Annotated in this window: 4 protein-coding genes; all 4 read right to left on the minus strand. The window is 59.4% G+C overall.

What is annotated here, in order from left to right; all coding sequences use genetic code 11:
• Positions 1 to 3,066: hypothetical protein (locus tag ACRC1E_RS08945; protein ID WP_438514751.1), on the minus strand; the 3,066-nt coding region annotated here is incomplete at its 3' end.
• Positions 3,063 to 4,319 carry an autotransporter strand-loop-strand O-heptosyltransferase gene (locus ACRC1E_RS08950; protein ID WP_438514752.1) on the minus strand — a complete coding sequence of 419 codons (1,257 nt, stop codon included), beginning with the start codon at positions 4,317 to 4,319 and terminating at the stop codon, positions 3,063 to 3,065. The genes ACRC1E_RS08950 and ACRC1E_RS08945, both read right to left, overlap by 4 nt.
• A 404-nt stretch (positions 4,320 to 4,723) precedes the next feature.
• Entirely contained in the window at positions 4,724 to 6,013 is a 1,290-nt protein-coding gene (locus ACRC1E_RS08955; protein ID WP_438514753.1) for an NAD(P)/FAD-dependent oxidoreductase, read from the minus strand.
• A 92-nt stretch (positions 6,014 to 6,105) separates the two neighbouring features.
• On the minus strand, positions 6,106 to 6,882 hold a 777-nt coding region (locus tag ACRC1E_RS08960), incomplete at its 5' end, for an ABC transporter permease subunit (protein WP_438514754.1).

Below are 6,882 nucleotides of genomic sequence, written 5' to 3' on the forward strand. Positions count from 1 at the left end.
CGGTGCCGGCGTCGGCGATGCCGGCACCAGGGGGATAAGCGGCACAGCCGGAGACTCCAGCAGCCACGTACTCCCGCTACGCGCAATTTGCCACACATAAGGACTACCCTTCAGCCGCACGTCGTACGGGTTCTTCGCGCCAACCGGATTGGCCGCGACAAAATCTGCAGACCCGGATGCAATCTGTGCGAACGGGATGCGCTCCCCCAGAAAGCCGGACGTACCGTCGTTGGCAAAAAACACGCGGGTGACACCGCTACCCTGCCCGTTTACAGTCAGCAAGGCGGCCTCGCCCTTGCCCGCGAACACCGCATCCTGCAATACACCCCCCTCAGCCACATAATTTCCGCTGACCGTCAAAGGCGCAGAAAGCGTGACCGTTCCGGCATTGGTGAGACTGCCACTCACCGCCGCAGACTGCGGCACCGCAAGCGAGCCGGAAACGGCCAGCATACCGGCAGGGGCCAGAGAAAGACTGCCACCCAGCGTAAGCCCGGCACCACGATTGACGCGTACCGTCGACCAGCCTGCTACATCCAGCGACCCGGCCGCACCGCTACCGGTTTGCGCACGGACGCTGACACCAGACAGCACCACCAGCGTGTTGGCACCCGTACTATCCTGCAGCGGCCCAAAATTGCTAAGGTCTGTTTTCCCGATGCCCACCTGGTTGCCGCTACCGGCAACACTCAGGCTGCCTACCGCCTGCCCGCCCTGCAACACCAGCCTGTTGGCATCACCGGTGATCTGCGTTTGCCCGGCAAGCGTGCCGCTGCCCAGTAACAACAAGCCACCGCTACCGGCAAGCGTCGCATCCTTAAGCGTGCCACCCGCAATCTGAGCGGCGCCGCCGGTCTGTATGATTACACCATCGGCGAGGCCGCCAGTGGCAATCGTCTGCCTGCCGCCGGCAAGCAAGGTGGTGCTACTGGCGATGCCACCTGACATCACAAACTGACTGGCCGAAGCCAGTGTATTGGCCGTCGCCACGCCGCCATTGTTGATCTGCTGTGTGCCTCCGTCGTAAATATTATTACTGGCAAGCCCGCCGGAGTTGACGAACTGCCGCCCTCCGTTAATCTGGTTGCCGCTGGCGCTGCCGCTGACAACCTGATCCGCGCCACTGCCGACCGTATTCGAAATCGCCAACCCACCAGTCTCGATGCGCTGCTGGCTGCCACTCAAAAGCGTGGTCGAAGTCGCCACGCCACCGGCGTACACGTCTTGCAAGCCACCACTCACGGTCGTACGCTGCGTACGACCAGCAGCACTCACATACTGACGCCCGCCGGCCGCAATCTCGGTGTCTTCAGCCACACCGTTGACGTTTTGATCGCTACCGCTATTGACCTTGGTTGCGCTTGCCACACCACCCGCCTGAATGGTTTGGTTACTATCATTCAAGACCGTTTGGCTAGCCAGGCCACCCGACAGGATTGATTGGCTGCTGTCGCCATTTAGCGTGGTATTGAGTACCTGCCCGCCGCTGACCATTTGCGAGCCACCCGAGTTGACGGTGGTAGACGTGGCGCGGCCAGCGGCCAAAATAGTCTGCTCGCCGCCGTTCACGCTGGTCAGTTGCGCGAGACCACCAGCACTAACGATCTGCGCCCCCCTGCTACTCACCACCGTTGCGCTTGCCGTTCCCAGCACATTCTGGACGCTATCGCTACCGACTTGGGTTTGGATCACCACCGCACCGGGGCCGACATTCTGGGTGCTTGCACTAAGAGTCGTCCCGCTAGCCAGTCCGCCCTCGAGTACGGTCTGGGTACTGCCGCCATTCAGCGTGGTATCAAGAGCCTGCCCACCACCTACCACCTGCGTCCCGCCGGCATTGATCGTAGTGCCGGAAGCCATGCCATCATTCAGCACTTGCTTGCCACCATTGACGACAGTGTCGCTAACCTGTCCAAATACGCTCTGTAGCCCTTGAGGGCCGACGGTGGTTTGTCTGGCCGATCCGCCCTCAAATACTGTCTGGGTTCCACTATTGACTTGAGTGACACGGGCCAGGCCACCCGACTTAACCTGCTGAACGCCGCCGTCAATCACTGTGGACACCGCCTGCCCGCCGGCAGAGAGAATTTGGGAGCCCCCATTAATCTGGTTGCCCGTCGCCAGGCCGCTCACTGTCTGTATGGCACTCATGTTCACCGTGGTCTGCTGAGCCACTCCGCCACTTGCAACATTTTGCACCGCACCCGAAAGCAGCACATTAGTACTGGCGCTACCGTACACGTTCTGGACGCTGCCGCTACCGGCTGTGGTCGAGGTAGCCAGTCCTCCTGCCAAAACATTCTGCAAACCGCCATCAAGCACGTTATTCGTTGCCTGACCAGCGATATTTTGCACAGCGCCTGCGCTGACTGTCGTTTGCTGAGCCACCCCATTGCCCAAAATGTTTTGTACCGCACCCGACAGCAGCACATTCGTGCTGGCAGTACCGCGTAAGACCTGCTGCAAGCCACCGGACGAGACCGTATTTTGAGATGCGCTGCCCCCAGCAATAGACTGAATTCCGCCGGAGAGGATAGTCGTCAGGCTGGCGCTACCACCATCGAGCACCGCCTGCCCGGCACGGCCCGCCGCCAGTGTGGTCGAAATCGCCACGCCGCCGGCACTGACCCGCTGCGTACCGCCCGACAAGAGCACCGTACCGATGGCACGCCCCCCTTCGACAATCTGGGCACCACCGGTGGCCACTGTTGCACTGGCCACGCCACCGGTGTAAACGTTTTGAGTGCCGGTCATGGCCGTAGCACTCGCCAGACCGCCGACGTAAACATTCTGCACACCGGTGCCGAAGGTGCCGCTGGCCAGGCCGCCAGCCGAAACGTTTTGCGTACCGTCAACATCGACAACATTGGCAATACCGCCTGCAACGACATCCTGCGTCGCGCCTTTTACCACTTTCCCGCCAGTCACTTCAGTGGAGATGGTTTCTGCCCACACCGGCACTTGCTGTGACATCAAACCCAACAGCACCAGCAGCAAGTTAGACCCGCGTATCTGACGTGAAAAATGGCGCAGCCCGTAACGTAAGCCTTGTGAACGATATTTCATGATGCCTTGCCTCCTCCCTGCTGAGTACGATAGGGAATGCGGGATAGCACATCGATCACCTGTTGCGGTGTAATCAAGCGCGTGCATTCAAACTGGCGATCCGTCCCCTTGTGGCGCGGACACCAGAAAAAATCGGCGTGGTCAAAGCTGTGGCGCGGATCGTTCCAGCAGCTATTGCAGGTGTGATGATTGAAAATGCGGTGCGGTGTGTAAAACTCATTGATCGGGTGGGTAAAGCCGCTAATCAGCGCCACAGGCGTACCTACCGACCAGGCAAGCCACGCCAAACCGCTGGAGAGACCGACAAAGAATTCGGCATGCCGAAGTAGCCGCGCGCGATCCAGCAGCGGCAAATCACCGGTAAAATCCTCGGCGCCGTGCGGCAAGGTCGTCCAGGTCAACCCTGCACCATGGCAAGGTTTCTGATCGATACACAATACCCGCAGCCCTTGCGCTTGAAGCGCTTTCACGACTTCCAGCCAGCCCGTGGGGTGGTTCCAGTATTTGCACTGGGTCGAGCTTTGTACTGCGATACATACGTAAGGCTCGTCAACGGGACGGCTATCGTCGGAACTGGCGATACGTGCAGGTGCCTCGCTGGGGTCAACCCCCAGAATGTGCCCGGCGGTACGCGCAAGCCCCACCAGACGAAAGTCGCCGGGCTGATAGTGGTGCTCTTCATCACCGAAAAAAAGGCCCAAATAGTAAGTGGCGTAATACTCGGTCGCGATAATAGCCGCCGGCGTGATAAATCGTATTGCCGGATAAACAGCGGCAAATAGCGGAATCAGATTCGCGGCCATCGCACAGCTCAGCCTGCAACCATGGATTTCAGCAAAACGGGCGGCATACGGGAACCAGCCCAGCACATCGCCCAGCGTGCCGACCGGAAACTGAATCAATACTGTCTGATTCTTGAGACTAAGCCGGTGATCCAGTACTTTTTCCGCCCCTTGCCAGACTTCAACATAAAAGGGTACGAAGTATTTTTTGCTGCTCGTAACAACACCGGCACCGATTTCGGTCTCGAATAGGGTGTTGTGGGTTTGCGTGTCCGATAGCCGCACTCGCCATGCACCTTCAGGCAGACTGATGCGCGCCCCCCCGTTGAAATCAAAACGAATACCACAGTGCCCGACTTGTGTAGGCTGTGCGGCTGCCGGGGTAAAGCAGGAAAAAACCACAACAGGTACTGCTACTATCTTTTCTTGCTCGAGTTCAGCCGTTTGAGTGTGAGCGTGGTCTTCCTCCATTGCGGCTCCATAAATAAGTAATCCAGCTCATATCTCTAGTTCACTTTATTCATTAAAACTACTAAATAGCCATCACTGCACCCGTCATGGCTCATTTTCGACATGGATTTCACGTTGCAGATATGCAGCGTGCAGGCAATAAAAAGGCGATGTCCTAATAGCAAGTTGCCGTTAAGGATCTCAGCGTGGTGTCTGCTATGCAGACCCTTTTAGCTTGCCGCTTCCACGCGGAGAACGGACAGGGGCTTGTAGCGACAAGCCCCTTGCATCCCAAACGCCCCCGAAGTCTCGCGAAACCCCGGCGAAAAAGGGTCTGGCGAGGCGCTGGCCAACTCGCAATTGGGACACCGCCAATAAAAAACCCGCGCATCCAGTCGGATGGCGGGCTTTTTGATGTATGCATTTTACAGATAATCGCGCAAGCGGTAATAAGCCATGCCCAGTACCAGCGCCGGTGTACGCAGCAGCTTGCCGCCGGGAAACTCGCGGTGGCGCAGTTTGCCGAACAGATCGAAGCGTGCGGCGGTGCCGGCGATGGCTTCCGCCACCACACGGCCGGCCAGCCCGGTGATATTGACACCATGGCCGGAGAAGCCCTGCAGGTAATAGACATTGGATGACAGCCGTCCGAAATCCGGCGCGCGGTTCATGGTGATATCGCAAAAACCACCCCAGGCGTAATCGATCTTGGCATCCGCCAGTTGCGGAAACACCCGCAGCATATCGTGGCGCATGGCTTCGGCGAGATGTGCCGGCTCGCGCCCCGAATAGCTGACCTTGCCGCCGAACAGCAGACGGTGATCGGACGACAAGCGGTAGTAGTCGAGCACAAACTGGGTGTCGCATACCGCCATATTATTGGCAATCAAGGCGCGGGCTCGCGCCTCGCCCAAGGGCTCGGTGGCGATCACATAGGTGCCGGCCGGCATGATCTTGCGCTCGAGTTTGGGCACCAGACTCCCGACATAGGAATTGCACGCCAGCACCACATGCTCGCAGCTCACCTGCCCCGCCCCGGAAACAACCCGCGGCCGGGCGCCTTCTTCGATGTTGAGCACCGGTGAATTTTCATGGATCACCACGCCGGCCGCGAGGCAGGCCTGCGCCAGACCCAGTGCGTAATTGAGCGGATGGATATGACCGGAACGCGGGTCGAACAGCCCGCCCTGATAACGCGCGCTGGCGAGTACACTCGCCAGCTGCTCGCGGCTCCACATCTCGGTACCGTGATAGCCGTAGTCATTCTCCAGCGTTTCCTGCCAAAGCTTGAGCTCTTGCATGGCGGCGGGTTTGACGGCCGCATTGCAAAAGCCGCGCACCCAGTCGCAGTCTATCTGGTGCCGCCCGACCCGCTCCTCGATGATGTCGACCGCTTCGACCGACATGTCCCAGAATACGCGCGCCATCTCGGGGCCCAACTGTGCCTTGATGGTGTCGATATCGCAGGAATAGCCGACGATCACCTGGCCGCCATTGCGCCCGGATGCTCCCCAGCCGATGCGCGCGCCTTCCAGCAAGGTCACCGAAAAGCCTTTTTCTGCCAGATTGAGCGCGGCAGACAAACCGGCCAGCCCCCCGCCAACCACGCACACATCGCTAGACACCGCCCCTTGCAAGGGGGGCTGATCCGGCCATGGCTGCGCCGTAGCGGCGTAATAGGACGGAACGTGGTCTTGATGGGCAAAGTTCAGCATGGGGTTTATCCGGATTCGGAGTCTGGCTCGCCAAAGGCGGCTCGTTAATAAAAAAGGCGGCAACAGGCTAAGCTGTTGCCGCCGGACACCACTTAGGCGCGCCCAGGACGGCCCATACCGGCTACATCCAGCGTGCCGGGTGCCGGTGCCAACTGCGGCGCATCGCCGCGCATCGCCTCGGCGATGGCCTTGTCGCGCTTTCTTTGTGCGTTAAGCATCAGATAATTGGCCAGCACCACCATCAAGCCCACCACCAGCACCGTAATGCTGGCCAGAGCGTTGATTTCCGGATTCAGCCCCAGCCTCACCTTGGAGAAAATCACTTGCGGCAAGGTGGTTGAGCCCGGCCCTGACAGGAAGGCAGTCGTCACCAGATCGTCCAGCGACAAGGTCACCGACAGCAAAAAGCCGGAAGCAATCGCCTGCGAGATCAGCGGCAAGGTAATCACGAAGAAGATCTTCAAGGGGCGCGCGCCCAGATCCATGGCCGCTTCTTCCAGACTCTTGTCCATTTCGATCAGGCGCGAGCGCACCACCACCGCCACATAAGCCATGCACAAGGTGGTGTGGCCAATCCAGATGGTCAGGAAGCCACGCTCGGAAGGCACACCGATCAACTGCTGCAAGGAGATAAACAAAAGCAGCATGGACAGACCGGTAATCACCTCCGGCATCACCATGGGCGCCGTCAGCATGCCGGTAAACAGCGTGCTGCCACGATAGCGCTTGAAACGCGCGGTCACAAAGCCGGCAATGGTGCCCAGCACCACGGCGGCGGTGGCACTGGCCAGCGCAATCCGTATCGACAGCCAGGCTGCCGACAGGATTTGCTCGTTCTGGAATAGCGATACATACCAGCGCAGCGAAAA

Source organism: Craterilacuibacter sp. (assembly GCF_051659485.1).
In the GTDB taxonomy this organism is placed as follows: Bacteria; Pseudomonadota; Gammaproteobacteria; order Burkholderiales; family Chromobacteriaceae; genus Craterilacuibacter.

Coding starts and splice junctions, on each gene's coding strand:
- ACRC1E_RS08950 (WP_438514752.1), bottom strand. CDS start 4,319: ATGGAGGAAGACCACGCTCACACTCAAACGGCTGAACTCGAGCAAGAA.
- ACRC1E_RS08955 (WP_438514753.1), bottom strand. CDS start 6,013: ATGCTGAACTTTGCCCATCAAGACCACGTTCCGTCCTATTACGCCGCT.